This window comes from Microbispora bryophytorum (genome assembly GCF_043197435.1).
Taxonomy (GTDB): domain Bacteria; phylum Actinomycetota; class Actinomycetes; order Streptosporangiales; family Streptosporangiaceae; genus Microbispora; species Microbispora bryophytorum.
The window spans coordinates 436,937-462,653 of the sequence record NZ_JBICTF010000006.1; the positions used below are offsets into that span (position 1 = coordinate 436,937).

23 protein-coding genes and 1 tRNA gene are annotated in these 25,717 nt (G+C 71.6%); 10 read left to right on the forward strand and 14 right to left on the reverse strand.

The window, feature by feature from the left end; translation table 11 throughout:
• Positions 1-11: 11 nt before the first annotated feature.
• Positions 12-725 carry a TetR/AcrR family transcriptional regulator gene (locus ACGFIB_RS22750; protein ID WP_393374726.1) on the reverse strand — a complete coding sequence of 238 codons (714 nt, stop codon included), beginning with the start codon at positions 723-725 and terminating at the stop codon, positions 12-14.
• Between the two features lie 63 nt (positions 726-788).
• Here ACGFIB_RS22750 and ACGFIB_RS22755 point away from each other — a divergent pair, with 63 nt between their 5' ends.
• The 3 genes from ACGFIB_RS22755 to ACGFIB_RS22765 all read left to right on the forward strand — a co-directional run bounded on the left by ACGFIB_RS22755 (position 789) and on the right by ACGFIB_RS22765 (position 5,792).
• Entirely contained in the window at positions 789-2,321 is a 1,533-nt protein-coding gene (locus ACGFIB_RS22755) for a hypothetical protein (RefSeq protein ID WP_393374729.1), read from the forward strand.
• 153 nt (positions 2,322-2,474) lie between these two features.
• Positions 2,475-4,400 carry a Xaa-Pro dipeptidyl-peptidase gene (locus tag ACGFIB_RS22760; protein ID WP_393374732.1) on the forward strand — a complete coding sequence of 642 codons (1,926 nt, stop codon included), beginning with the start codon at positions 2,475-2,477 and terminating at the stop codon, positions 4,398-4,400.
• Positions 4,401-4,550: 150 nt separating this feature from the next.
• Positions 4,551-5,792, forward strand: a complete 1,242-nt coding sequence (locus tag ACGFIB_RS22765; protein ID WP_393374734.1) for an endonuclease Q family protein — start codon at positions 4,551-4,553, stop codon at positions 5,790-5,792.
• A 145-nt stretch (positions 5,793-5,937) separates the two neighbouring features.
• Here ACGFIB_RS22765 and ACGFIB_RS22770 read toward each other — a convergent pair whose 3' ends face one another.
• Both ACGFIB_RS22770 and ACGFIB_RS22775 read right to left on the reverse strand, forming a co-directional pair.
• Complete coding sequence (locus ACGFIB_RS22770; RefSeq protein WP_393374736.1) at positions 5,938-6,084, reverse strand: hypothetical protein; 147 nt, start codon at positions 6,082-6,084, stop codon at positions 5,938-5,940.
• Positions 6,085-6,136: 52 nt separating this feature from the next.
• A tRNA-Lys gene (locus ACGFIB_RS22775) sits at positions 6,137-6,213 on the reverse strand.
• 103 nt (positions 6,214-6,316) lie between these two features.
• On the opposite strand from ACGFIB_RS22775, the gene ACGFIB_RS22780 reads away from it, so the two are divergent.
• Both ACGFIB_RS22780 and ACGFIB_RS22785 read left to right on the forward strand, forming a co-directional pair.
• On the forward strand, positions 6,317-7,165 hold the full coding sequence (locus ACGFIB_RS22780) for an AAA family ATPase (protein WP_357260980.1): 849 nt from the start codon (positions 6,317-6,319) through the stop codon (positions 7,163-7,165).
• Entirely contained in the window at positions 7,162-8,580 is a 1,419-nt protein-coding gene (locus ACGFIB_RS22785; RefSeq protein ID WP_393374739.1) for a vWA domain-containing protein, read from the forward strand. Before ACGFIB_RS22780 ends, ACGFIB_RS22785 begins: the two co-directional genes overlap by 4 nt.
• A 72-nt stretch (positions 8,581-8,652) precedes the next feature.
• On the opposite strand, the gene ACGFIB_RS22790 is transcribed toward ACGFIB_RS22785, so the two are convergent.
• Positions 8,653-9,420, reverse strand: a complete 768-nt coding sequence (locus tag ACGFIB_RS22790; RefSeq protein ID WP_142573963.1) for a nuclease-related domain-containing protein — start codon at positions 9,418-9,420, stop codon at positions 8,653-8,655.
• 152 nt (positions 9,421-9,572) lie between these two features.
• On the opposite strand from ACGFIB_RS22790, the gene ACGFIB_RS22795 reads away from it, so the two are divergent.
• On the forward strand, positions 9,573-10,220 hold the full coding sequence (locus ACGFIB_RS22795) for a TetR/AcrR family transcriptional regulator (protein WP_142573964.1): 648 nt from the start codon (positions 9,573-9,575) through the stop codon (positions 10,218-10,220).
• Positions 10,221-10,235: 15 nt separating this feature from the next.
• On the opposite strand, the gene ACGFIB_RS22800 is transcribed toward ACGFIB_RS22795, so the two are convergent.
• Genes ACGFIB_RS22800 through ACGFIB_RS22815 form a run of 4 tightly spaced genes read right to left on the reverse strand, consistent with a single transcriptional unit; the run spans position 10,236 to position 14,767 of the window.
• Positions 10,236-11,435 (reverse strand): acyl-CoA dehydrogenase family protein, encoded by a 1,200-nt coding sequence (locus tag ACGFIB_RS22800; RefSeq protein ID WP_357251525.1) that lies wholly within the window; start codon positions 11,433-11,435, stop codon positions 10,236-10,238.
• A complete protein-coding gene (locus ACGFIB_RS22805) occupies positions 11,432-12,604 on the reverse strand; it encodes an acyl-CoA dehydrogenase family protein (RefSeq protein ID WP_393374743.1) in 1,173 nt (390 codons plus the stop codon). The genes ACGFIB_RS22800 and ACGFIB_RS22805 overlap by 4 nt, the downstream gene beginning before the upstream one ends.
• 7 nt (positions 12,605-12,611) lie before the next feature.
• Positions 12,612-13,817, reverse strand: a complete 1,206-nt coding sequence (locus tag ACGFIB_RS22810) for an acyl-CoA dehydrogenase family protein (RefSeq protein ID WP_142573970.1) — start codon at positions 13,815-13,817, stop codon at positions 12,612-12,614.
• Positions 13,817-14,767 (reverse strand): phosphotransferase family protein, encoded by a 951-nt coding sequence (locus ACGFIB_RS22815; RefSeq protein WP_393374746.1) that lies wholly within the window; start codon positions 14,765-14,767, stop codon positions 13,817-13,819. Before ACGFIB_RS22815 ends, ACGFIB_RS22810 begins: the two co-directional genes overlap by 1 nt.
• A gap of 119 nt (positions 14,768-14,886) precedes the next feature.
• Between ACGFIB_RS22815 and ACGFIB_RS22820 the strand changes: the two genes are divergently transcribed.
• A complete protein-coding gene (locus tag ACGFIB_RS22820; RefSeq protein ID WP_393374749.1) occupies positions 14,887-15,468 on the forward strand; it encodes a GNAT family N-acetyltransferase in 582 nt (193 codons plus the stop codon).
• Between the two features lie 80 nt (positions 15,469-15,548).
• Entirely contained in the window at positions 15,549-16,139 is a 591-nt protein-coding gene (locus ACGFIB_RS22825; protein ID WP_393374752.1) for a dihydrofolate reductase family protein, read from the forward strand.
• A gap of 75 nt (positions 16,140-16,214) precedes the next feature.
• Here ACGFIB_RS22825 and ACGFIB_RS22830 read toward each other — a convergent pair whose 3' ends face one another.
• A complete protein-coding gene (locus tag ACGFIB_RS22830) occupies positions 16,215-16,799 on the reverse strand; it encodes a TetR/AcrR family transcriptional regulator (protein ID WP_393374755.1) in 585 nt (194 codons plus the stop codon).
• 67 nt (positions 16,800-16,866) lie between these two features.
• On the opposite strand from ACGFIB_RS22830, the gene ACGFIB_RS22835 reads away from it, so the two are divergent.
• Positions 16,867-18,027, forward strand: coding sequence for an FAD-dependent monooxygenase (locus tag ACGFIB_RS22835; protein ID WP_393374758.1), 1,161 nt, complete (start codon positions 16,867-16,869; stop codon positions 18,025-18,027).
• Between the two features lie 5 nt (positions 18,028-18,032).
• On the opposite strand, the gene ACGFIB_RS22840 is transcribed toward ACGFIB_RS22835, so the two are convergent.
• A complete protein-coding gene (locus ACGFIB_RS22840) occupies positions 18,033-18,920 on the reverse strand; it encodes a DMT family transporter (protein ID WP_357251543.1) in 888 nt (295 codons plus the stop codon).
• Between the two features lie 133 nt (positions 18,921-19,053).
• Positions 19,054-19,410: a VOC family protein gene (locus tag ACGFIB_RS22845; protein ID WP_191049616.1), complete on the reverse strand. Its 357-nt coding sequence runs from the start codon at positions 19,408-19,410 to the stop codon at positions 19,054-19,056.
• A gap of 129 nt (positions 19,411-19,539) precedes the next feature.
• Between ACGFIB_RS22845 and secA2 the strand changes: the two genes are divergently transcribed.
• Complete coding sequence (secA2, locus tag ACGFIB_RS22850; protein WP_393374762.1) at positions 19,540-21,807, forward strand: accessory Sec system translocase SecA2; 2,268 nt, start codon at positions 19,540-19,542, stop codon at positions 21,805-21,807.
• 41 nt (positions 21,808-21,848) lie between these two features.
• Here the strand turns inward: secA2 and ACGFIB_RS22855 are convergent, their stop codons facing one another.
• The 3 genes from ACGFIB_RS22855 to ACGFIB_RS22875 form a co-directional block, all read right to left on the reverse strand.
• On the reverse strand, positions 21,849-23,021 hold the full coding sequence (locus tag ACGFIB_RS22855; protein WP_393374765.1) for a hypothetical protein: 1,173 nt from the start codon (positions 23,019-23,021) through the stop codon (positions 21,849-21,851).
• Between the two features lie 229 nt (positions 23,022-23,250).
• Positions 23,251-24,837 (reverse strand): cellulase family glycosylhydrolase, encoded by a 1,587-nt coding sequence (locus tag ACGFIB_RS36705; RefSeq protein ID WP_409348772.1) that lies wholly within the window; start codon positions 24,835-24,837, stop codon positions 23,251-23,253.
• Between the two features lie 174 nt (positions 24,838-25,011).
• Positions 25,012-25,635 carry a hypothetical protein gene (locus ACGFIB_RS22875; protein ID WP_393374768.1) on the reverse strand — a complete coding sequence of 208 codons (624 nt, stop codon included), beginning with the start codon at positions 25,633-25,635 and terminating at the stop codon, positions 25,012-25,014.
• Positions 25,636-25,717: the final 82 nt, after the last annotated feature.

Sequence of the window (25,717 nt, forward strand, 5' to 3'; positions counted from 1 at the left end):
GCCGGCGGCGGTCACGGCAGCCGGGCGGCGATGCCGTCGAGGACGAAATCGAGCCCGATCGCGAAGCGTTCGTCCGGCGTGGGACCCGCCGGATGGGTGAGCCATTCCGTGAGGTGGGGCAGGCCGCCGTCGGCGGCGGCCAGTTCGCGCAGCGTCGCGATGGCGGCGTAGAGCCGGGCGTCGTCGTCCAGGCCCTGGCGCCGCTCCTGGCGGGCCTCCTCGCTCTCCTGCTGGGCGCTGCCGAGAACGTGCCGATCGATCAGCGCCGCATAGGTCATGGCCTCGCCCACAGTCGCCCCCCGCCGTACGAGGACGGCGAGCATGAACTCCAGCCGGCGCATCATGTGCGGACCGGCCGGAGGGCGGGCGTGGACCAGCACGGCGAACCAGGGGTGCCGTGACGTCATCCGCCGGGTCTCCAGGGCGAGCGTGCGCAGGTCGCCGCGCCAGTCGCCGCCGGGCTCCCCCGGCAGCGAGACCTCGGCGGTGGCCGCGTCGAGCATGAGGTCGAACAGGCCCTCCTTGCTGTGCACGTGCCGATAGAGCGCCATCGGCGAGTACGGCCCGAGGCGGGCGGCGACCGCCTTCATCGTCAGCCCGTCCAGCCCGGCCTCGTCGGCCACGCCGATCGCCGCCGCCGTGATCTTCTCCCGGTCCAGCCCGCGCCGGCGCGGCGACTGCTGCGTCCAGATCAGCGGGAACTCGTTCGTCTCTCCCTCGCCCATGCCGTAAGTTTACGACATACACTTCATGTGTACGACATAAACTTACCGACATCGGAGGTACTGATGGCGCAGGCGACGCCCGACGCGTACGAACCGCGTGGGATCCGGCTGGGCATCGTGAGGGGCGTCAGCTACGGCCTGTTCGGCCCGCCCGGCACGTTCGTCCCCCAGGCTCGATCGCTGGGCGCCGGGATCGTCCGGGCATACGTGTACTGGAGCCAGGTCGAGCCCGAGCCGGGCCGCTACCGCTGGGACGTGGTCGACGCGTTGCTCGCCCAGCTCGACGGCGACGAGGAGGTGTGGATCACGCTGTGCTCCAGCTCCCCCTGGGCGACCCGGACGCCGACCGACTTCCTGCCGCCCTCCCCCGCGCACGACCTGGACGCCTACGCCGAGTTCGTCCGCCGGGTGGTGCGCCGCTGCGCCGGGCGGGTGCACTACTGGCAGTGCGACAACGAGCCGAGCAACACCGACCTGCTGTGGGCGGGAACCGCCGACGAGTACGTCGCGCAGCTCAGGGTCATGCACGCCGCGGTCAAGGAGGCCGACCCCGCGGCCGCCGTGGTGCTCGGCGGGTGCGGCTACGACGTGCTCGGCAGCGAGGCGGGAAGCGAGCCCTGGCGCTTCTTCGAGCAGGTGCTGTCCGGGGGCCGTGACGCCTTCGACCTGTTCGACGTGCACCTGTACGGCGACGCCGCCGCGGTCCCCGCCCATATCGAGGCCGTGCGGGAGCTGATGCGGGCGCAGGACTGTCTCAGGCCGGTGGTGGTGGGCGAGTACGCCGCGCCCGTGCCGTTCGAGTTCCCCGACGCCCAGGCCGTCATGTACGAGGTGTTCGCCGAGGCCTTCGCCGGCGAAGCGCCGGTGCAGAGCACGAGCCAGCCAGCCGTGCAGAGCACCGATGAACTGGCCGCCAGGGCGCGGCAGGACACCCCCGAGCGACGGGCCATGGCCGCGTTGTACGCGCGGATGCCGGAACTGCCGCCCCGGTTGCAGATGTTCATGGAGGGGTGCCCGCCCGAGCTGGAGGCCGGACGCCACCGGATCAACTGCCGCCAGCTCGTCGCCTGCACCCTGGAGGCGCTCGCCGCGGGGGTCCGCCGCACTCTCTACTGGAACCTCGGGCCCGAGGTTCCTGGGCCGGCCGACCCGCTGCAGATCATGCATCTGATGTTCGGCAAGCTCGCCATGCTCGGCTACCGGGACCGCGAGCTCGCCGTCCGGCATCCGGCGGCGGACACCTTCGCCCTGCTCGCCGCGCAGCTCGCCGGGGCCCGCCGGGTGACCCGCGTCCGGTCCGCCGACGCGCCCGGCCTGTACGCGTTCGAGGTCGAGCGCGCCGGACAGGGGCCGCTGCTCGTGCTGTGGAACCGTCGCGACCCGGCCGACGACACGGCGCGTGACACAGCCGACAACACGGCCGGTGACACGGTCGGCGGGGAGGACCGGCCGCCCGTCGCCGTCTCCTGGCCCTGGCCGGCGTCCGCCGCGACCGCCGTGGACGCGTTCGGCGAGCCGCGCGTCGTCGAGGTCCGCGACGGGATGCTGCGCCTGGCCGTCTCGGACACGCCGGTGTTCGTCAGCCGGGAGAGCTGAGCACAGCTTCACAACGCTCTCCGACCCGTCGTGAACCACTTCTGTCACACAGCAGGATCAAGGTGATGTCGATCACATAAAGGGATCTTGTCGGCATACAGGCATGCATGGAACTTTGCGGAGGATTTCCACACCCCCTTCTGGAGGCTCTCCGTGCTGTTACGAGCAGCCATCGCCGCGGTCGCCCTGACCGCCATCGGCGCGGTCCCGGCCCACGCGGCCGACGATCCGGCCATCACCGTCGACCAGGGACGCACCCAACCGGTCTTCTCCTACGCCGACGCCGTTCGCGAGCACGTCTACGTCGAGTCGAGCGTCGACAGCGACTCCGACGGCCGCCTCGACCGGGTCAGGGTCGACATCATCAGGCCAAAGGAGTCGGGGCCCGGGCTCAAGGTGCCGACGATCATCGACGAGAGCCCCTACTACGACAACTCCGGGCGCGGCAACGAGTCCGAGCGCAAGACGTACGACGCGGCGGGCGAGCCCCTCAAGTTCCCGCTGTTCTACGACAACTACTTCGTGCCGCGCGGCTACGCCGTCCTCAACGTCGACATGGTCGGCACCACGAAGTCCGACGGCTGCCCCGACGTCGGCGGCAAGGCCGACGTGCTGGGCGGCAAGGCGGTCGTCGACTGGCTGAACGGCCGCGCCCCCGCCTACCACGACGACGGCTCCACCGCGGTGGCCGACTGGAGCACCGGCAAGGCCGGCATGATCGGCAAGTCGTACGACGGCACGCTGGCCAACGCGGTCGCGGCGACCGGGGTCGAGGGCCTGGAGACGATCGTCCCGATCTCCGCCATCAGCTCCTGGTACAAGTACCAGCGCTCCAACGGCGTCATCTACAACTACAACTACATGTCGTACCTGTCCCGGGCCGTCGACACCGACCCGGCCGCCAAGTGCGCGGCGAAGCGGGCTCAGCTGGACGTCGACGCCGACGACACCACGGGGAACTACAACGGCTTCTGGGCCGAGCGCGACTACGTCGCCGGGTCGCTCGGCGACGCGTCGAAGGTGCACGCCAGCGTCTTCGTCGTGCACACGGTCAACGACCTGAACGTCAAGCCCGACAACTTCTCGGTGTGGTGGCAGGCGCTCGCCGACCGGAACGTGCCGCGCAAGATCTGGGTCGGCCAGTATCAGCACGTGGACCCCTTCGACTTCGAGGGGCGCCGTGACCTGTGGGTCGACACGCTGCACCGCTGGTTCGACCGCTGGCTGCTCGGCGTGGACAACGGGATCATGCAGGAGCCGCGCGCCGACGTGCAGGTCGGCCCGGCCGAGTGGGTCACCCAGAAGGACTGGCCGACGCCTGCCGCCTCGACCCACTTCTTCCGTCCGTCCGCCGACGGTTCGCTGAACCTCAACCCCGGCAAGAACGGTGAGACCGCGAGCTTCACCGACATCCGTCAGTCGGAGGACGCGATGGTCGCCGACGTCGGCACGGCCAAGCCCGGACGGGTCTCCTTCACCACCGGTGAGCTGCCGCGCGACCTGCGCATGTCGGGCACGCCCGAGGTGGACCTGCGGGTCTCGCTCGACAAGCCGACCTCGAACCTGACCGCGCTTCTCGTCGACTTCGGCGAGGACACCCGAGTCGACTGGCGCCGTGGACAGGGTGTCACCACCCTCGCCGAGGAGGACTGCCACGGCGACGGCACCGCCGACGACGACGCCTGCTACAAGAAGGTCGTCACCAACCTGGCCACGCGTCCGCTGGAGGTCGTGGCCCGCGGCTGGATCGACGCGCAGAACCGCGGCTCGCTCTCCGCGTCGTCGCCGCTGACCCCCGGCACGTACGCGCAGGTCAAGTGGAAGACGCTGCCGCAGGAGTACGTCTTCAAGAAGGGCCACAGGATCGGGCTGGTGATCGCCGGCACCGACTCGAACTACAGCGGCGAGCGGGCCACCGGCACGACCGTCACCGTCGACCTGCACAAGAGCCGGGTGGAGATTCCGCTCGTGCTCGGCGTCGGCCACGCGCTGAACGGCGGCGACATCGTCAAGGACAAGGGCGCCTGGCACGGTCCCCAGCAGATCGACCTGCCGGTGCCGGACAACAAGCTCTACTGATCCCCTGACCGCCTTCTGACGCGGCGCCGGGACCCTCGTCCCGGCGCCGCGTCCGAGCGGTCCGGCACTCCCCGCCTTCGCCGTGGTGTTTGGACCCCTCCTGATCGGCAAACTGGTAGATCCAGGGTCAAGCCGACGGGAGAGGTCACCGTGCGTTTCCACGCCGACCTGCACATGCACTCCAGGTACGCCTACGCGTGCAGCAAGAACAGCGACCTGGAGCAGCTGACCTGGTGGGCCCGGCGCAAGGGCGTCACGCTCATGGGCACGGGCGACCTCACCCACCCGGCCTGGCTGCGCCGGCTCCGTACCGCTCTCGTGCCGGCCGAGCCCGGACTGTTCCGGCTGCGCGACGACCTCGACCGCGAGGTCGCGGCGACGCTGCCGGGCAGCGTGGCCGCCGCACCCGTGCGGTACATGCTGTCGGTGGAGATCTCCACCGTCTACTCCCAGGGCGGCCGCTCCCGGAAGATCCACCACCTCGTCTACCTGCCCGGATTCGACCAGGTCGAGGAGTTCGGCCGAGGGCTCGCCAAGGTCGCCGACCTCGGCGTGGACGGCCGGCCCACCGTACGCATGAGCTCGCGCGACCTGCTGGAGGCCGTGCTTGCCTGCGGCCAAGGCGCGTACCTGGTGCCGGCGCACGTCTGGACGCCGTGGTTCGGCGTGCTCGGCTCGAAATCGGGATTCGACAGCATCGAGGAGTGCTTCGGCGACCTCACCGAGCACGTCTTCGCGCTGGAGACCGGGCTGTCCGCCGACCCCGCCATGATGTGGCAGGTCTCCGGCCTCGACGGATATCGGCTGGTCAGCTATTCGGACGCCCACTCGCCGCCCATCGTCGGCCGCGAGACCACGGTCTTCGAGACCGATCTGGACTACTTCGCGATCGAGCGGGCCCTGCGCACCGGCGCCGGCGTGTGCGGCACGACCGAGTTCTTCCCAGAGGCGGGCAAATACCACGTCGACGGCCACCGCAAGTGCCACGTGCGGCTCGACCCGGAGCAGACGCGCAAGCTCGGCGGGCTCTGCCCGATATGCGGCAGGAAGCTCACGGTCGGCGTGCTGAGCAGGGTCGAGGACCTCGCGGACCGCCCGGCGGGCAGGAGCCCAGAAGGCGCGGCGGGCTTCCGCAACCTCGTCCCGCTCCCGGATCTCGTGGCCGAGACCCTGGGGGTGGGCCCGAAGAGCAAGAAGGTGAGCGCGGAGACCGACAGACTCGTTGCCGCGCTCGGGCCCGAGCTCGCGATCCTCGGCGACCTTCCCCTCGACGCCATCGCCGGCTGCTCACCGCCGCTTGCCGAGGCGATCGGCCGTCTGCGGAACGGCGACGTCACCAAGGACCCCGGCTACGACGGCGAGTTCGGCCGAATCCGCACCCTCGATCCGTAAGGCGGCCGGCCCGATGCACTATCAGGCGGCGTGCGCCTCGAACCACAGCGACCCCACGTCATGACCGGGGGTCAGGCGGACGTCGGCGTCGAGAGCGGCGGCCAGAAGCCGGAGCAACGGCACCGTCGGCGCCGTACCGCCCTCTTCATCGTGCTGCCTCGTCTACTCGCTTGAAGTCACTGTCGCCGAGGTCGTCGAGCCACTTCCGGACTTCTGGTTCGATCTCGAAGCCATACAGCACGAGCCCGGCACCGCGGACGCCGAACGCCTCCAACTGCTCGCGTCCCTGCACGCCACCCGGGTAACGCGGAAAGCCCAGGCCGAACGGCCTGGGCTCTCCGAGGTGGTGCGCCGCCAGGGACTCGAACCCCGGACCCGCTGATTAAGAGTCAGCTGCTCTAACCAACTGAGCTAGCGGCGCAAAGCCCTTAGAGGTTATCGCACGCCCCAGGACAGTCCAAATCAGAGCGGTCGAAATCGGGCTAGAGTAGAACAACATTCGGTATCAGCGGTTGGGAGCGCACATGTGGTTCGCCTCGCCTGACGAGGTCCGGGGACGGCTGACGGCCGTCGACTACCTTGCCGACGACGGCATCGCGACATCGGTGTTCCTGGCCGGGGCACTGGGCAAGCCGCTGCTGGCCGAGGGACCGGCGGGGGTGGGCAAGACCCAGCTCGCCAAGGCCGTGGCGGAGGCCACCGGCGCCCGGCTCATCCGCCTGCAGTGCTACGAGGGCCTGGACGAGGCGCGGGCGCTGTACGAGTGGAACTACAAGAAGCAACTGCTGCGCATCCAGGCCGACGACGGCGCCTGGGACGACATCTTCTCCGAGGAGTTTTTGCTGGAGCGCCCCCTCCTGAAGGCGATCAGGAGCGAGGAGCCCACCGTGCTGCTCATCGACGAGACCGACAAGGCCGACGTCGAGGTCGAGGGGCTGCTGCTGGAGATCCTGTCCGACTACCAGATCACGATTCCCGAGCTGGGCACGATCACCGCCGCGCGCCGGCCGTACGTCGTGCTGACCTCGAACGCGACCCGCGAGCTGTCGGAGGCGCTGAAGCGGCGCTGCCTCTATCTGCACCTCGGCTACCCCACGCCGGAGCGGGAGCGTGACATCCTGCTCGCCCAGGTGCCCGGACTGCCCGCGAGCATCGCCGACCAGCTCGCCCGTACGGTGGCCACGCTCCGGGCGCTGGAGCTGAAGAAGTCGCCGTCGATCGCGGAGACCGTCGACTGGGCGCACACCCTGCTCGCGCTGGGCCGTACGGAGCTGGACGAGGCGCTGATCGGCCAGACGCTGGGCGTGGTGCTCAAGCACAACTCCGACCAGGTGCGGGCCGCCAAGGAGCTCGGCCTGCCGTCCCGGTCATGACGACTCCGGCGTCCCTCGTGGACCGGCACGTCGGGTTCGTCCACGCCCTGCGGGAGGCCGGGCTGCCGGTCTCCCCGGCCGAGGGGCTCGACGCGGCCCACGCGCTCATGGTCGTCGACCTGGCCGAGCGGGAGACGCTGCGCGAGGCGTACGCCGCGACGCTGGTGAAGCGGCCCGCGCACCGGCCGGGGTTCGACCTGCTCTTCGACCTGTGGTTCCCGCCGGTGATCGGCGGCACCCAGGAGGGCCCCGAGGAGAGCACTGCAGAGAGCACGGCAGAGGGCACCGCGGAGGGCGCCGCCGTCGTGGAAACCGCCGCACTGCCCGAGCTGCCGGAGCTTCGCGAACGGCTGGCGGAGCTGTTGATGGGCGACCCGGCCGATCCCGCGTTCCGGGAGTTCGCCCGGGCGATGGTCGGGCGGTTCGGGCAGGTCCAGGCCGCCCCCGGCAGGCAGTCGTGGTTCTCCTTCCCGGTGCTGCGCGCGCTGTCGCCCGAGACGCTGGTGGCCCGGATGCTGACGGCCATGCTCGACGAGCGCGGCGGCCTGCCGGAGAAGGTCGCCCGGCGGCACATCGCGCGGACCATCGAGGCGTTCACGGAGGCGGTCGCCTCCGACGTACGCCGGAGGATCGCCGAGGAGTCGGGCATCGAGAAGATCGCCAGGTCGGCGGTCCGGCCGCCGATCGACCAGGTCGACTTCCTGCGCGCGTCCAAGGATGAGCTGGCCCGGCTGCGCCGGGAGGTCTACCCCCTCGCCCGCCGCCTGGCCACCCGGCTGTCCATCAGGCAGAAGCGGGGGCGGCGCGGCCGGCTCGACTTCCGGCGCACCGTGCGGGCCTCGCTGTCCACGGGCGGTGTGCCGCTCACCACCCACCTGCGCCCGCCCCGCCCGCACCGGCCCGAGCTGGTCGTGTTGTGCGACGCCAGCGACTCGGTCTCCACGTTCTCGCACTTCACGCTGTTGCTGACGTTCGCGCTGCGGGAGCAGTTCACCAAGGTGCGGGCGTTCGCGTTCGTGGACACGGTGGACGAGATCACGGACCTGTTCGCCCCGGGTGCGGACGTGCTGGACGCCATCGCCCGCCTGACCGAGACGGCCGACATCGTCAGGTTCGGCCGCACCGACTACGGCCACGTCTTCGAGCGCTTCGCCGAACGCTTCCCGGACGCCGTGGGCCCCCGGACGTCGCTGCTGATCCTGGGCGACGCCAGGTCCAACTACCAGGTCCCGGCGCTGGGCACGCTGAAGCGGCTGGCCGGGCAGGCCAGGCACGCCTACTGGCTCAACCCCGAGCCCCGGGCCCGGTGGGACACCGGGGACTCCCTCGCCACGCCGTACGGCTCGGTCGTGCCCATGCACGAGTGCCGCAACGTCGCCCAGCTCGCCGCGTTCGTCGAGACGCTGGCTTCATAGACACCGGCTTCATAGACACCGGCCTGAATCGAGACCCTTCGCCTGAATCGATTCCGGCCCGCGCCCGCGTGCTCAGCTCATGCGGCGCAGGATGCGGGCCGCCGTACGGGCCAGCAGGTCGATCTGCTCCTCGGTCAGCTCCATGGATCCGTGGGTGCGGATCCAGCGGGTCACCCTGCCCGGGTAGGAGACGGTCAGTCCCTCCCCGTGCAGCACTCCGCCTCTGGCCTTGATCTTCCCGCCGTGCACGGCGAGCACCGGGGCGATGGAGAGCTCGATGCCGGTCTCCTTGGTCAGCAGCGCGGCCATCGACCCGGCGGCGGAGATGAGGCCCTTGGCGACCGAGGTGCCGAACTTCTCGTCGAAGAACAGCCGCTCGCCGTAGCGTGCGATCAGGGTGTCGGGCGACCACGCCTCGTTGTCCACGATCCACAGGCCGCCCGGCCCGATGACGAGGTGGTCGATCGACGCCTCTCCGGGCACGGCCCGGCCGTCCATCACCCGGTAGCCGTGCCGGCGCAGCCCGAGACGCAGCAGCCGTCCGGTGCGCACCTCGCCGCGGCGCCTGCCCCGCCACACCGCCGTACGCTCGTGCAGGCGCCAGGCGATGAACAGGTCGGTGCCGCCCGCGAGGGCGGCCAGGCCGAGGCCCGCGGCGAACATGTTCAGCCCGAGCCGCGAGCCCACCAGGTTGCCGATGACGAACCCCGCGAAGGTGACCGCGGCCCGGACCCGGATCCGGTTCTTGCGTCCGGCGAACCAGAATGTCTCGTACAGGTTCTGCGGCGAGGCGCCGGTGAACTTCTCGTCCTTCGGGACGTAAATGGACCCATTGGGCACGCGAACCCCCCACACTAGGCATGCGGCTTTCTCCGGGATACCCGAGCGGGAATCCCAACCCTCCTAAGGTGAGGGAAGTAGCGCAGTTACGCCAGTGCCGACGCTAGACCGACCAGTCGGTATGCTTGAACCGAGAGACGAAGGAGGTCGGTATGGCCCGCCGCGCAACCGGAGAGCACCGCGTAACGGGGGATCGCGTCAACGGGGAGCGCCCCGCCGGCGGGTCCCTGGAGGAGCCGGTGCGGCAGCGCCTGCTCGCCGAGGCCACCCGGCTGTTCGCCGGGCGGGGTTTCGAGAGCACGTCGGTGCAGGAGATCGTCGCGGCGGCCGGCGTCACCAAGGGCGCCATGTACCACTACTTCGACTCCAAGGACGACCTGCTCCACGAGATCTACGCCCGGGTGCTGCGCCTGCAGATGGAGCGCCTCAACCGGTTCGCGGACGCGGAGGGCCCGGTGGCCGAGCGGCTGCACGCGGCGGCGACCGACGTGGTGGTGACCACGGTCGACAACCTGGACGACTCCAAGATCTTCTTCAGGTCGATGCACCAGCTCACGCCGGAGACGTACAAGAGCGTGCGGGCCGAGCGGCGGCGCTACCACGAGCGGTTCCGCGACCTCGTCGCCGAGGGGCAGCGCGACGGCGTCTTCCGCGCCGACATCCCCGCCGAGATGGTGGTCGACTTCTTCTTCGGCTCGGTGCACCACCTCGGCACCTGGTATCACCCCGACGGCCCGCTGACCGGTCAGGAGGTCGGCCGTCACTTCGCCGACCTCCTGCTCAACTCCCTGCGGCCCTGACCAGGAGAAACCTGCTCAGACCGGCGCGGGGAGGTCGGCCGGGCCCGCCAGCGCGTCACGGTGGTCACCCGGCGTGCCCAGCGCGATCTGGTCGGCCTTGGCCCGCTTGAGGTAGAGATGCGCCGGGTGCTCCCAGGTCATCCCGATGCCGCCGTGGAGCTGCACGCACTCCTCCGCGGCGTGCACCGCCACCGCTGCGCAGTGGGCCTGCGCCACCGCGACGGCCACCGCCGCGTCGTCGCCGAGCGGTCCCGCCGCGGGCGCCTCCGCCAGCAGGGCGGCCGCGTTGCGGGCCGCCGCCCTGGCCCCCACGACCTCCAGCCACAGGTCGGCCAGCCGGTGCTTGACCGCCTGGAACGACCCCACCGGCCGGGCGAACTGCCTGCGTTCCTTCACGTACGCCACCGTCGTGGTGAGGCACCACTCGGCGACCCCGAGCTGTTCCGAGGCGAGCAGCCCGGCGCCGCGCATCAGGGCCTCCCACACCCACGGCACCTCCAGCCCCTCGGCCCTGGCGACGACCCTGGCCGGCGCCGACGCGAAGGACACGGTCGCGATGGGCCGGGTCAGGTCGAGCGAGGGGACCGGCGTCACCCGGACCGCGGCGGACGCCTCCACCGCGCACAGCCCCACGCATGGTTCCGTCTTCCGCGCCAGCCGTACCGGGACGAGCAGGACGTCGGCGGCCTCCGCGCCGATCACCCCGGTGACCGTGCCGGTCACCGTGCCGTCCTCGCCGAGGGTCGCGCCGTTCTCATGGCAGGGGGCCGCGGGCGCGTACGGCGAGGCGGCGAACGACACCGCGAGCGTCGCCGTCGCCTCCCCGGCGGCCAGCCGTCCCAGCAGCTCCTCCGCGACGTTCCCGCCCGCTTCCTGCCCGGCGGCCGTCAGCAGGGCCTGGGTGGCCAGGACGGCGCTGCTCAGGAACGGCACGGGGGCCACGGCGCGGCCCAGCTCCTCCAGCACGACGGCGGCCTCGCGGGCCGAGGCGCCGCCTTCCCGGGAGGCGGAGCCGCCGAGCTCCTCGGGGATCAGCAGCCCGGCCACGCCGATGTCGCGGGCCAGCGCCTTCCACAGCTCCGCGTCGTACGGCGTGCCGGCCGCCGCGGCCGAGTCGGCACGGTCGAGCACGGCGGACGGGGAGCACTTGTCGGCGAGCAGTTCGCGCACGGCGGCCCGCAGCTCCTCCTCCACCTCCGTGTACAGCAGCGTCATCGGGGGAGGTCCTTCCAGGCGACGTCCTTGTCGGCGCGCGGCTCGGCGGGCAGGCCGAGGACGCGTTCGGCGATGATGTTGCGCAGGATCTCGGAGGTGCCACCCTCGATCGAGTTGCCCTTGGCGCGCAGGTAGCGGTAGCCCGCCTCCCGGCCGATGAAGTCGACCGTGTCGGGGCGGCGGAACGTCCAGTCGTCGTAGGCCAGGCTGTCCTCGCGCAGCATCTCGACCTCGATGCCGGACAGCTCCTGGTGCAGCCGGGCGAAGGCCAGCTTCATGCCCGACCCCTCCGGCCCCGGATGCCCGGCGGCGAGCTGCTCGCGCAGCCGTACGGCCGTCAGGCGCATGACCTCCGAGTCGACCCAGAGCCTGAGCAGCCGCTGGTGCAGGTCATGGGTACGCAACTCGGGCCGGGACCGCCAGGTCTCGGCGACGACGCCCATCATCGTGCGCCGAGCGGGGGCGCCGCCGATCGCCACCCGCTCGTTCATCAGCGTGGTCTGCGCGACCCGCCAGCCGTCGCCCACCTCGCCCAGCCGCAGCGCGTCGGGCAGCCGCACCCCGGTGAGGAAGACCTCGTTGAACTCGGCCTCACCGGTGATCTGGCGCAGCGGGCGCACCTCGACGCCGGGGGCGTGCATGTCGCACACGAAGTAGGTCAGCCCGCGGTGCTTGGGCATGCCCGGGTCGGTGCGGGCCACGAGGATGCCCCAGCGGGCGGTGTGCGCGCTCGACGTCCACACCTTCTGGCCGTCCACCACCCACTCGTCGCCCTCTCGTACGGCGCGGGTGGCCAGCGTGGCGAGGTCGGAACCGGCGCCGGGCTCGCTGAACAGCTGGCACCACACCTCCTCCCCCGTCCACAGCGGCCGCAGGAAGCGCTTGCTCTGCTCCTCGGTGCCGAACGCGAGGATCGTCGGAGCGGCCATCCCGAGGCCGATGCCGATCCGGCCCGGCTGGTTGTCCGGCGTGCCCTTCAGCTCCCGGTCGGCCACGGCCTGCAGACCCCGCGGCGCGCCGAGGCCGCCGAGGCCCTCGGGAAAGTGCACCCAGGCCAGCCCGGCGTCGAACCGGGCGCGAAGGAACTCCAGGCGGTCCATGACCGCCGGGTCGTGCTCCGCGAGGAAGGCTCTGGCGCGCTCGGCGACCGACGCCTCATCCCATGTCACCCGCACATCACCCCATGTGTTTCTTGAGTTCGCGGTAGGCCAGCGACCGCTTGTGGACCTCGTCCGGGCCGTCGGCGAACCGCAGCGACCGCGCGCCCGCCCACAGCGCCGCCAGCGGGAAGTCCTGGCTGATCCCGCCGGCGCCGTGCGCCTGGATGGCCTTGTCCAGGATCCACTCCACCGTCGCCGGGCCGGCGATCTTGATGGCCTGGATCTCGGTGTGCGCGCCCTTGTTGCCGGCCGTGTCCATCAGCCAGGCCGTCTTCAGCACCAGCAGCCGCAGCTGCTCGATGCGCACCCGCGACTCGGCGATCCAGTCCTGGATCACTCCCTGCTGTGCCAGCGGCCTGCCGAACGCCTCCCGCGTCAGCACCCGGCGGCACATCAGCTCGACGGCCCGCTCGGCCATGCCGATGAGCCTCATGCAGTGGTGGATGCGCCCCGGCCCGAGCCGCGCCTGGGCGATGGCGAACCCGCCGCCCTCCTCGCCGATCAGGTTGTCCACCGGCACGCGTACGTCCTCGAACACCACCTCCGCGTGGCCGCCGTGGTCGGCGTCGTCGTAGCCGAAGACCGTCATGCCGCGCCGCACGGTGAGACCGGGGGTCTCGCGCGGGACGAGCACCATGCTCTGCTGACGGTGCTTGGGCGCCTCGGGATCGGTCTTGCCCATCACGATGAAGACCCGGCAGCCGGGATTCATCGCGCCGGTGATGAACCACTTGCGGCCGTTGACGACGTACTCCCCGCCGTCCCTCCTGATGGAGGTCGCGATGTTCGTCGCGTCGGAGGAGGCGACGTCGGGCTCGGTCATCGCGAAGGCCGACCTGATCTCCCCGGCCAGCAGCGGCTCCAGGTACTCCTTGCGCTGCCACTCGCTGCCGAACTCCGCCAGCAGCTCCATGTTGCCGGTGTCGGGGGCGGCGCAGTTGGTGGCGGGCGGCGCGATGGCGGGCGACCTGCCCATGATCTCGGCGAGCGGCGCGTACTGCAGGTTGGTCAGTCCCGCGCCGCGTTCGCCGGGAAGGAAGAGGTTCCACAGGCCGCGCGAGCGGGCCTCGGCCTTGAGGTCCTCCAGCATCGGCGGCGGGCTCCATCCGCTGCCGGCCGCCTGTTCGTGGAAGGCGTGCTCGGCCGGGTAGACACACTCGTCCATGAACTCCAGCAGCCGTTCCCGGTAGCGGTTCGTGGTCGCGTCGAACCCGAAGTCCATCAGACCTCCATCAGCCCGCGGGCGACGATCGGGGCGACCTGGTCGCCGACCTCGGCGAAGCCCTCCCCCACCGTGAGCCCCTTCGTGTATCGGAAATGGATGCCCTCGGCGATCACCGCGAGCTTGAAGCAGGCGAGGCCGACGTACCAGCCGAGCCGGGACAGGTCGCGGCCGGACGCCTCCCCGTAGTGGGCCGCCAGCTCGGAGCTGGGCGGCACCTCCCCCGCCGAGCCCCGGTCGAGCGAGGAGACCTCGCCGTACAGGAGGAAGAGCGCCAGGTCGGTGAGCGGGTCGCCGAGCGTGGACATCTCCCAGTCGAGCACGGCCCGCACCTCGCCGTCGGCGACGAGCGTGTTACCCAGCTTGAAGTCGCCGTGCACGATCGCCGGTCTGCCGGAGGCGGGCACGTCGCGGGCGAGCCGCTCGTAGAGGTCGTCGATGCCGGGCACCTCGCGGCTGCGCGAGGCGTCGAGCTGCCGCTTCCACCGGGCGACCTGCCGCTGCAGGAAGCCGTCGGGCCTGCCGAAGTCGCCGAGACCCACGCTCTCGGGGGCGATCGAGTGCAGCTCGGCCAGCACGTCCACCAGCCCGTGGGCGAGAGCCGGCGTGAGCGGCGGCTGCCCGCCCACGACGCACTCCATCACGTAGAAGGGCGCGCCGACGATCTCGGGGTCCCGGCACAGGTGGTAGGTGCGCGGCACCGGGACGCCGGTGTCCTGAAGCGCGTTCATGACCCGGTATTCGCGGCCCATGTCGTGCGCCGTCGCCAGGACGTGCCCGAGCGGCGGCCGCCGCACGACGTAGGTGCTCGTGCCGTCCCTGACGACGTACGTCAGGTTGGACTTGCCGCCCACGATGAGCTCCGCGGTGAGCGGCCCCGCGGTCAGGCCCTCGCGCTGGAGGTGCTCGGCGAGGCGGGTGAGGTCGAGGCCGGGCGGGTCATCGTTCACGCCGTCAGCGTACCGACCAGACGGTATGTGTGTCGACACGGTCACGGCCAAGTGGTCCTCGCCGTTCCGCCCCAAGTGGCCATCCGCTCGCACCGTACGCCGCCGATACCGTCGGGCGCATGACCGCGAAGATGCCCGCGCCGACCGTGCTCGACGGCCGCGTCGTACGCCTTGAGCCCCTCGCCCCCGGCCACGTGCCCGACCTGTTCGCCGCGGCGGGGGACGAGGAGGTCTGGCGGCACCGGCCGGAACCCGTGCCGCGGGCCGAGGACGACATGCGCCGCCTGGTGGACACGCTGCTCGCCGACCCGCGCACCACCCAGTTCGCGGTGGTCCTCAAGGAGACCGGCCGGGCGATCGGCTCGACCGGCTTCTGGGATGTCGGCGGCTTCAACGAGAGCGTGGAGATCGGCTCCACATGGTACGGCAGGGCCTACTGGCGCACCGCCGTCAACACCGAGTGCAAGGTCCTGCTGCTCGACCACGCCTTCGCTCTGGGGTTCGTCCGCGTGGTGCTGAAGACCGACATCCGCAACCTGCGGTCGCAGGCGGCCATCGAGCGCATCGGCGGCGTCCGCGAGGGCGTGCTCCGGAGGCAGTACCGCCGCACGGACGGCACCTGGCGCGACAGCCCTCTGTATTCGATCCTCGACGACGAGTGGCCCGCGCACCGCGCCCGCCTGCTGGCCTCCCGCGAATAACACCCCGGCGCCTGTCGATCCGGCGGCTTGTCGTTCGTGTAGGGGGTGAGACCGACGGACGACGGTGAAGGAGACACGGCATGGGCAAGGTCATCGCGATCGAACACCTGACGCTTGACGGTGTGATGCAGGCGCCCGGAAACCCCGAGGAGGACCTGCGCGGAGGCTTCCGGCACGGCGGCTGGGCGAGCCGGCACCAGGACCCGGCCATGCAGGAGGTCATGGGCCGCCACATGACGAGCGCGTGGTCCCTGCTGGCCGGCCGGACGACCTACGAGCAGTTCGCGGGCTACTGGCCCAAGCAGCCGCCGAACCCGTTCAGCGAGGCTCTCGGCCGCGCCCGGAAGTACGTGGCGTCCACCACCCTGACCGAACCCCTCGCCTGGGAGAACTCCGTGCTCCTCGGAGGCGACGCCGCTGACGCGGTGAGCCGTCTGAAGGAGGAGCTGCCGGAGAACCTGGTGGTGTTCGGCAGCGGGGTCCTGGTCCGGTCGCTGCTGTCACGCGACCTCGTCGACACACTGGTTCTTCTCGTCTATCCGCTTGTGCTCGGCTCCGGCCGCCGGTTGTTCCCGGACTCGGGCTCGGACCTGCCGGCCTTCCGGCTGGTCGAATCGACGGCGACCGGGACGGGAGTGATCGTCACCGTGTACCGGCCCGCCGGACGGTGACCTGGGGTATCCGCGCGATCGCTTCGGGGGCGACCGGCGGCCGGCGGCCGGACGCTTCGGCGAGGCCGCCGGGGCTCACGTGCCGGAGACGACGCGGAGCAGCTCCCGGAAGGCGGCGCCGAGTTCGTCGAGGTCAGGCACGTCCCCCGCCCCCACGATCGCGTCGAACAGCATCCCTTCGACGTAGGCGACCATCTGCCGCCCGTGCCGCACCGGATCGGGCGAGCCGGCGGCGGCCAGCACCGCGATGGCCTGCTCCCGGAACCGGCGCCCCACCTCGTCGTAGATCGTGCGCAGCTCGGGGCGCCGGGTCGCCTCCAGCGCCAGCTCGTACCGCGCGATCGTGGTCTCCCGGTGCACGGTGATCGCCGCGTGGACCGTCCTCGCCAGGAGATCCGCCAGCGGGGCCACCTCGCCCGCACCCTCGGGCATCCCGCCGTCCGGTGGCGTCGCGGCGGCGAACACGGCCTCCTCGCGCTCGGCGAGCCGGGCCAGCGTGAGCTCCAGCAGCGCCGCCCGTGTGCGCGCGTGGTTCGAGGAGGAGCCCGGCGGCAGCCCCGCCGCCTCGTCCACCGCCCGATGGGTGAGGCCGCGCATCCCCCGCTCGGCCAGGATCGCGATGGCCGCGTCCGCGACGACGGCCGCACGCTGACTGCTCACCCCCTCATCGTAGGGGCGGACTACACCTGTAGTAATCTCACTACAGGTGTAGTAACGGGAGGCGGGCATGGCGCACGCGGTGGTAGTCGGAGCGGGCATCGGCGGGCTGACGGCGGCCCTCGCCCTGGCGCACAAGGGCTGGGAGGTGACGGTCCTGGAACGGGCGGCCTCGGTCGAGCCGGTGGGCGCCGGGCTGGCGGTCGCGCCCAACGCGCTGCGGGCGCTCGACGTGATCGGGGCCGGGGACGACGTGCGGAAGCTCTCCGCCATCCAGGGCCGGGGCGGCGTCCGGCTGCCGGACGGCCGATGGCTGGCGCGGACCACCGCCGAGGACGCCGCCGCCCGGTATGGCGATCCCATCGTGCTGCTCACCCGCGCGGCGCTGGTCGGCATCCTCGCCGGACGCCTGCCGCAGGGCGCCCTGCGGGTGAACAGCCGGGTCGAGTCCGTGGACCCCGCGACCGGCCGCGTCACCGTGGCGGGGGCGACGGAGACGATCGAGGCCGACCTGGTCGTGGCGGCCGACGGAATCCGGTCCCGGACCCGCTCGGCGCTGTTCCCCGGGCATCCCGCACCGGTCTACACGGGCGTGACGAGCTGGCGGGCGATCGTGCCGCTGCCCGGCGTGACCGGGGCCTCCGAGACCGTGCCTGCCTCCGAGACGTGGGGACGCGGGCTGGTCTTCGGGGTCATGCCGCTCGCGGGCGGTCAGGTGTACTGCTACGCCACCGCGGCGGTCCCGGCGGGCCTGCGCGCGGCGGACGAGAGGGACGAACTGCTCCGGTTGTTCGGCCGCTGGCACGACCCGATCCCGGCGCTGCTGGACGCCGCCGACCCCGCGGCCGTGCTCCGCCACGACATCCACAGCCTCGACACCCCGCTGCCCGCCTTCCACGCGGGACGGGTCGCGCTGCTGGGCGACGCGGCCCACCCCATGACGCCCAATCTCGGGCAGGGCGCCTGCCAGGCCATGGAGGACGCGGTCGTGCTCGCCGAGCGCGTCTCCCCTGGCGATCTCGCCGCAGGGCTTGCCGTCTACAGCAGGGAACGGCTGGCGCGGACGACGCCGATCGTGCGGCGGTCGCGGTCGATCGGCCGGCTCACCCGATGGCGCAACCCGCTGGCGGTAGCCCTGCGCGACGGCGCGATGCGGGCGGCGGGCCGGTTGGGGCCCGACGTCGCGTCGCGCCAGGGTGACCGGGTCTTCGCCTGGTCACCCCGGAGTTGAGGAGGTCAGGCCACCTCGGACGCGACCACCGGGCCGCCGATCCTGTCCGGCTCGGCCGGTACGGCGGCGGGCTTGGACTGGTCGGGGGTGAGGCGGCCGAGCGTGACCGTCCCGGCGATGAGCAGCCCGGCCGCGAGCAGCGCGGGGACCGCCTTGCCCGCTTCGGTGGGCAGCGACTCGCCCAGCAGCACCGCTCCGGCGGTCACCGAGGTGATGGGGTCCACAACCTGGACCCCGGCGTAGGCGATGCCGAAGTAGCCCACGGCGTACGACTTCTGCAGCAGCACCACGGCGCAGACCAGCAGCACCGGGATGGCCAGGGTGAACCAGTGGAGGAGGTGGCCGAGGTCTCCTTGGAGCCCTCCGCCGACGACCCGGACGAAGGTGGACACGGTAGCGGTGACCGCTCCGGCGCCGACCGCCATCAGCAGCGCCTTCGCCGGGCCCTTCAGCCGCCGGGCCGCGGTGAACGTGACGGCGACCACCAGGGCGACGCAGCCGATCAGCTCCAGGGCGTGCGCGTCGGACAGGACCGGAGTCACGTTGTGCGCCGGGACCAGCAGCATGAGGCCGAGCAGGCCGACCGCCACCGCGATCGAGCCGGCGATCTCGGCCCGGCGCGGGCGTCTGCCGTGCAGCGTCGCGGCGAGCGGCACCGCGAACACGAGGGTCGCCACGCTCACGGGCTGGACGACGACCAGCGGAGCAATGCTGAGGGCCACCGCGTGCAGGGACGCCCCGGTGAAACCGATGACCCCGCCGATCCACCAGCGGGGCCTTCTGACGAGAGCCAGGGTCGCCCCCTCGCTCACCGCTTCGAACTGCTGGAGCGCCGCACCCAGGGCGTATCCCAGCGCGCCGACGAGAGCGATCGCCATTCCCACCCAGGTCATGCGCGCCCGCCGGTGTGTCGAGAAATCACCACGCAAGCTTAGTGGGACCCGGCACGCGTCACGGGAGCCGGTGACACAAGTGGGGCTTTACGGGTCAGCCACCCTGTTACCGTCCTGGATCACCGGGCCCGTTTCAGGACCTCTCGGGACACACGCAGAAAAGGTGGCCCTCCGGGTCGGCGAGCACCACCCAGTCGCCCGGCTGGAACTCCGGCTTGGTCGCCCCGAGCGCGACGTACTCCTCCACCGCAGTGGCCACGTCGGGCACCCGGAAGTCGAGGTGGAACTGCTTGTCCGCGCCGGGCCAGGAGGGGGCCTCGCGGTCGGGCACCCGCTGGAAGTAGATGCTCGTCGCGCCGTCGCCGATCCCCGCGTACTCCTCTTCGGCGTACTGCACGGGGAACCCGGTGATCTGGGAGTAGAACTCGGCGAGCTTCTTCGGCTCGGCGCAGTCGATGGTCACGGCGATGAGCTTCGCGATCGTTGTCATGGTGGCCATCCTTCCGCGTATACCTGTCAGGGAGTGTCAGGTAGGGGGCGCCGTGGAAATCGGCGTCACTAGTGGGACCATGAATCGGGCATGTGGAACCAGTCCGGCAAGCGAGTCGTTGGAGCGGATGTGGCACGGGTAGGCGAATGGATCAAGCGGTTCCTGGACAAACCAGGAAGCGTCGATCTGGCCCCCTTCCAGCGGATCGTGGCCGAGGCCGGCACGCTGGAGGCCGAGGTCTCCCGGCGTGCCGCTCTGCGCCCCGCGGCCCTCGATCCCGGCTGGGTCGGCTCGGCCGACTTCTGCGCCGTGATGCGGGAGGCCGCCCACCGGTCGCTCGGCCAGCGGCCGTACGACGTGCAGCTCGTGGGCATGCTCGCCATGCTGGAGGGCCACGTCGTGCAGATGTCCACCGGCGAGGGCAAGACGCTCGTCGGCGCGCTGACGGCGGCCGGGTCCGCGTTGCGCGGCGCCCGGGTGCACGCGGTCTCGGTCAACGACTACCTCGCCCGCCGCGACGCGGAATGGATGGGCCCGCTGTACGAGACGCTCGGCCTCGCGGCCGGGTGGATCGCCGAGACCTCCACCCCCGAGGAGCGCAGGGCGGCCTACGCCTGCGACGTCACGTACGGAGCCGTCAGCGAGCTGGGGTTCGACGTGCTGCGCGACCGCCTGTGCACGGACCCGGCCGAACTGGTCGTGCCCGCCCCCGACGTCGCGCTGGTGGACGAGGCCGACTCGGTCCTGGTGGACGAGGCCCGCGTGCCGCTTGTGCTGGCCGGCACGGCCGACCCCGGCACGGCGCTGCCCGAGATGGCGGCCCTGGTGCGGCGGCTGTCGCGCGGCTACCACTACACGATCGACGAGGAGGGGCGCAGCGTCTTCCTCACCCCCAAGGGCACCGACACGGTCGAGAAGGCCCTCGGGGTCGACCTCTACGAGCACCCCGGCGTGGTGACCCAGGTCAACCTCGCCCTGCACGCCCACGCACTGCTGACCAGGGACGTCGACTACATCGTGAGAGACGGCCGGGTCCACCTGATCAACTCCTCGCGCGGCCGGGTCGCCGTGCTGCAACGCTGGCCGGACGGGCTGCAGGCGGCCGTCGAGGCCAAGGAGCACCTGCCGGCGTCGGAGACGGGCGAGATCCTCGACTCGCTCACCGTGCAGAGCCTCATCCGCCGCTACCCGCAGGTGTGCGGCATGACCGGCACCGCGATCGCCGTGGCCGATCAGCTGCGGGAGTTCTACGACCTCAGGATCGCGGTCATCCCGCCCAACAAGCCGTGCGTACGGGTGGACGAACCCGACCGGGTCTTCGCCACGCTGGAGGACAAGGAGCGGGCGCTGCTTGAGGAGATCGAGACCCGGCACGCCGCCGGGCAGCCGATCCTCGTCGGCACGCTCGACGTCGCCGAGTCCGAGCGCCTGGCCGAGGCCCTGGAGGCCAGGGGGCTGAGCGCGGCCGTGCTCAACGCGAAGAACGACGCGCAGGAGGCGCAGATCATCGCGAAGGCCGGCCGGCGCGGCGCGATCACGGTCTCCACGCAGATGGCCGGGCGCGGCACGGACATCCGGCTCGGCGCGGGCGACCCGGACGAGGAGCAGGAGGTCGCCGCGCACGGCGGGCTCTACGTCATCGGCACCGGGAGACACGAGAGCAGCAGGCTGGACGACCAGCTGCGCGGCCGCGCCGGACGGCAGGGCGACCCCGGCGGCTCGGCGTTCTTCGTCAGCGGCGAGGACACGCTCCTCACCGCGTACGCGCCGGACCAGTCGCTTCCCCCGGCCGGCCGCGACGGCGTCGTGCACGCCGCGGACGCCGCGGGGCTGGTGGCACATGCCCAGCGCGTGGCGGAGGGCGTCAACCTGGAGATCCACCGCAACACCTGGCGCTACACGCGGATCCAGGAGCGCCAGCGGGCGGAGGTGCTGGAGCAGCGCGACCGCGTCCTGTACGGCGACGCGGGGGCGCGTGCCCTGGATCAGGCCTGCCCGGAGCGCTACCGCGAGCTGTGCGAGACGGCGGGCGAGGAGACGGTCGAGCGGGCCGCCCGGCAGATCGTGCTGTATCACCTCGACCGCTGCTGGACCGAGCACCTCGGGTTCCTCGCCGACCTCCGCGAGGGCATCCACCTGCGGGCCCTCGGGCGCATGAACCCGCTCGACGAGTTCAACCGCGAGGCCGTTCCGGCCTACCGGGCGATGCTCGACGAGGTCGGGCGGCGTTCCAAGGAGACCTTCGAGAAGGCCGACGTCACCCGGGACCTCGCGGAGCAGGGTCTCAAGCGGCCCACGGCCACCTGGACCTATCTCGTGCAGGACAACCCGTTCGGCTCGGAGTGGGACCGCGTGCTCAAGCGCGTGGCCGGGTCGCTCAAGCGCCGCAAGCGGTAGAGGTCCGCGGGCCGCCGGGGCGCGGCGGCGACCGCGTCCCGCTACTGCCTGCGGTGGCGGCCCTGCTGGTGCGAGCCTCTGTGGGCGTGGGCGTGGGCGTGGGCGGGTCGGCTCAGCACGGCCTTGGCGCCCACGGCGACGAGCGCGCACACCACGATCGCGACCGAGAAGGCGGGAGCGGCCGCCTCTGCCGACTGTCCGTCCACGGCCGACACGGGGGCGAACGCGGGGGAGGCCGTCACCTGGCCGTGCCTCGCCGCCTTCACGGTCTTCTGCGCGGTCGTCGGGGTGCTCTTCTGCGTGGTGTTCCCGGCGGTCAGGGCGGGGTTCGCGGAGAGGTTCACAGAAGAGCTTGCGGCAGGGTTCGCGGCGGCCTCGGCCTGCGTGTCCGGCGAGGCGGGCGTGTCCGGCGTGTCCGGCACATCCGCTGAGACGGGCGTGTCCGGCGCAACGGCCGCGGAGGCGGCGGAGGCGGCGGGGGCCGGGCTCTCCTTCACGCCGGCCGTGGGCAGGGGGGCGGAGTCCTGCGGCGCGACGGCAGCGGAAGCGGCAGCAGCGGCAGTGGGGGCCGCAGCGGGAGCGGGAGCCCTGGTGGGGCAGGGCGGCGGAGGCTTCGGCTGGTCCTTGACCCCGTACGCGCCCGTGGAAAAGGGCTTGGGCTCTCCCGTCTTGCCGCGGCCCTTGCCCCACTGGGTGATCACGTACTTCACCGGGATGTGGCCGAGCCCGCCCGCGTCCTCGACGGAGAGCGAGCCGGTGTCCCATTTGCCGCCGGTCAGGTCGGCGAACGTCTTGCCGTCGAGGTCGAGCATGACCCCGCTGCTGGAGGGAACGCCGGGGCCGCGGTCACCGATGAAGAAGTCGGCCTTCTTCCCCTTGTAGACCACATAGCCCTTGGTGCCCATCGGCCAGCTCGGGCTGGCGGCCAGGCCCTCCTGCATCGGCTCGCCCGACGCGGGGGCGCCGGTGTCGCCGTTGACGCCCGATCCGTCGTCCCAGAAGTACGACGCGGTCGTCTTGCCGGTGTACAGGACGGTGCGGCCCTCGGCGGTCGGGCAGCCGACCTCGGGAACGGCGGCCGCGTCGGCGCCGTCGGTGGATGTGTGCTGGGAGCCCGCCGGAACGGAGCGGGCGGAGGCGTCCTGCCGATGTGGGGACTGCCGATGTGGGGACACGGCGAACGCGTGGTGCGTCTCATCCTTCGCCGGGCTCATCTGCTCCCGGAGGACGTTCTGGGGGTCCGCGTAGCTGGAAATGGGGGATCTCCTGACTGGTCACGGCTGGGTAACCGGACACTAAGCCAAGAACACCCCAAATCTCGACATCTGAGGCGAAAGTTTTACTTTCTGGACGAACTCCCCATCAAGTGGCAAAGTCAGACATGACGCGCCCCCCTTCCCCCGGGGGGCCGGAGAGGGAAGGAGGGCACGCCACGTATCGGGATCAGGACGAGAGCAGGCGAGCCCGCAGCCCGGCCCCGAAGGCGGTCGGGGTGCCGTTGTAGTCGCTGATCAGTGACGGGCCGGTGGAGCAGTCCCAGGCGTTCCAGGTCCAGCCGAGGTAGGACAGGCCCTTGGCGTCGAACCAGTTCATGACCTGGTCGATGAACCCGTGCGAGCAGGTGTTCTCACCGATCTCCCCGGCCACCAGCGGGACCTGGGCCGCCACCGGCGCGAGCTGACTGTCCCAGCACGAGGCGCTGACGCAGGAGTTGAAGTTGTACACGTGCCACGCGGCCGCCAGGTTGTTCCGCGAGTCCGTGGGCTTGTACTGCAGCCACTGCGACAGGTCGTTGGAGTAGGCCAGGCCGCCCAGCATGATGATGTTGGTCGCACCGGTGCCCCGCACCGCGTTCACCAGGGACTGGAAGCCCGCCACCTGGTAGGGGATGCCGGAGCAGGTGCCGCCGTCGCGCCAGCAGGCCCACCCCGAGGCGGCGCTCCCGGTGGCGCGCTCCGGATAGGGCTCGTTGAACAGGTCGAACACGACCTCGTCCCGGCCCTTGAACGCGTTCGCCACCCCTGTCCAGAACTGCGGGGCATACTGCGCGTCCGGCATCGGCTTCTGGCAGGAGGCGTGGACGTCGGAGCAGCCCGAGGAGTTGCCGGTGTACTGGCCGTAGTTCCAGTGCATCTCGACGATCGGGGTGATGCCCTTGGCGACCAGCCGGTCGACGTACGCCTTGACCTCGTTCTGGTAGGCGGCGCCGCCGTAGGAGGACTGGATGTTGCTCAGGCCGAGCCAGCACTCCTCGTTCAGCGGGACGCGGACCGCCCGGACGTTCCACGCCTTCATCGCGTCGATCGCCGCGTTGTCGACCGGGCCGTCCCAGACGCCGCGGCCCTGGACGCACATGAACTCACCGCCCGACCGGTTGACCCCGAGCAGCCGGTACGGCGTGCCGGTCGCGGCATTCACGATCTTGTTGCCCGACACCTTCAGCTTCGGCGCCGTCCCGGTGGACGGGCTGGCGGAAGGACTGGGAGACGGACTGGGCGATGGGCTGGGTGATGTCGAGGGCGAGGGGCTGGGAGAGGGACTGCGCGACGGGCTGGGCGACGGGCTCGGCGACGGGCTGGGCGAGCGGGAAGGCGAGGCCGACGGGGACGGCGACGGCGACGGCGTGCCGCCGTTGCAGGCGACGCCGTTCAGCGTGAAGCCGGTCGGCGCCGGGTTGCTTCCGGACCAGGATCCGTTGAAGCCGATGCTCGTCGAGCCGCCGGTGGACAGGGACTTGTTCCAGTCCATCGCCGTCGCGGTCACGGTGCTGCCCGACTGGCTCCAGGTGGCCGACCATCCCTGGGTGACCTTCTGACCGCTGTCGGGGAACGTGAAGGTGAGCGTCCAGTCGCTCAGGGCGTCGCCCAGGTTCTGGATGCCCAGGTTGGCGGACATGCCGCCCGGCCACTGGCTGGCCGTGTAGGTGACCGTGCACGCCACCGCGGCCTGGGCCGCCGGCGTGTTGCCCACGGCGAGTCCGCCTGCGGCCATCAGCCCCAGGGCGGTGAGGATCGCGCCTCTGCGTCGCATGCTCCGTCCTTCCATAGAAGACCGGAGCGAAGCGTCGTGAACTAGACCGGTTAAGTCAAAGGTGCGCCGGGCGCCACCCCCGCTGAGCTGGGCGCGCCCGCCGCGCACAGGTGAAATTTTCAGCCGGGATCCGGCCCGGCGCGCCGCCTCCGGGGCGCCCGCCGCCGGCCGCCGTCAGGACGCCCCCGCAGCGCTCGACTCTCTGACGAAGTGCCCGCGGCAGTGGGTGCAGCAGAAGCCGTGGGTCTGCCCGTCGCGCTCCAGGATCACCGCCTCTTCCAGCGGCACGGTGGCGCCGCAGACCGGGTCGACGACCATGCCGTCGGGCACCTGCGCGGCCGATCCGGTCTTGGCCTCCTCGATCAGGGCGAGGAAGTCCGAGGATCGCCACACCCGCCCGCGCAGGCCGTAGCCGCCCTCCGGAAGACCGATCACATTCACCACGACACGCGGCTCGGAGCGCCCCTCCGCCTCCGCGAGTTCGGCGGTGATCCGGGAGACGAGGTGCTCGCTCATCTCCCTGCCCCACAGCCCGACGACGACGTTCACCACATACCAGGGGTCCTGGGAGCCGTCGAGCGGGGTGTCGAGCAGGGTGTCGCCCGCGATCCAGATCTCCTCCTCACGGACCACCACGTGGGAGAGCGAGTCGAACAGATCCATGACACCGGGGTCCACGGCGGGGGTCGTGCCGTCGCCGGGCGACAGCAGACTCCGCGCCGTGAGCCGCCGGGCGAGCACCCGGCGCTCCCACTCGTCGAACATGCCCTTGGGCACCAGCAGCTCGACAAACAACATCGTCGCTCCGTCCTTCCCGGGAAGGGTCTCTGGGAAGATCGTGCCGCGACGAAACCGCGCTGTCGTCGCACCGGGGAGGGCT